Source organism: Holdemanella porci, assembly GCF_019052655.1.
Classification (GTDB): Bacteria; Bacillota_I; Bacilli_A; order Erysipelotrichales; family Erysipelotrichaceae; genus Holdemanella; species Holdemanella hominis.
The window spans coordinates 1-566 of record NZ_JAHQVB010000170.1 but is presented as its reverse complement, the minus strand read 5'-3'; the positions used below and the strand labels follow the sequence as shown (position 1 = coordinate 566).

At 35.0% G+C, this 566-nt stretch carries 1 protein-coding gene; it reads right to left on the bottom strand.

Annotated features, from left to right (window positions below; translation table 11 throughout):
• The coding region (locus KTQ83_RS12000) for an InlB B-repeat-containing protein (protein WP_217285066.1) at positions 1-566 on the bottom strand (566 nt) is incomplete at both ends.

Here is a 566-nt window from a genome sequence, read left to right as displayed (position 1 = left end):
TGACCTTTCCATCCAACAAATTTATATCCTTCTTTAGCTGTTACAGCTGGAATTAAATATTGTTCATCACTATTTTCATCAAGATTTAAGAAAGTAACTGGACCTTCTCCATATTCAGTAAATGAACCATATTCTGGATTTACAGTGAAGTAAACATTTGAAGTTCTCTTAGTTTCTGGAGTTTCTTCTTTTTCAAATACAGCTTCAATTGAAGCATATCCATCAGTTGCGTCTTCATTATAGAAGCATAATCCTGTTACACCGAATGTTTTAGCATCTGCTCCCCATTCGATAGCATCAGCTCCCTGACCTTTCCATCCAACAAATTTATATCCTTCTTTAGCTGTTACTTCTGGGATTACAAATTGTTGATCATTGTCTTCATCTGAATCGAATTTAACTGGATTAGTTCCATATTCAGTGAATGAACCTTTTTCTGAATCTACTGTGAATGTAACATGAGCAGTCTTTTTAACTACAGGAGTTTCAACTTTTTCAAATTGAGCTTCAAGACTAGCATATCCTTCAGTTGCACCTTCAGCAAAAGCACATAATCCTGTTACACC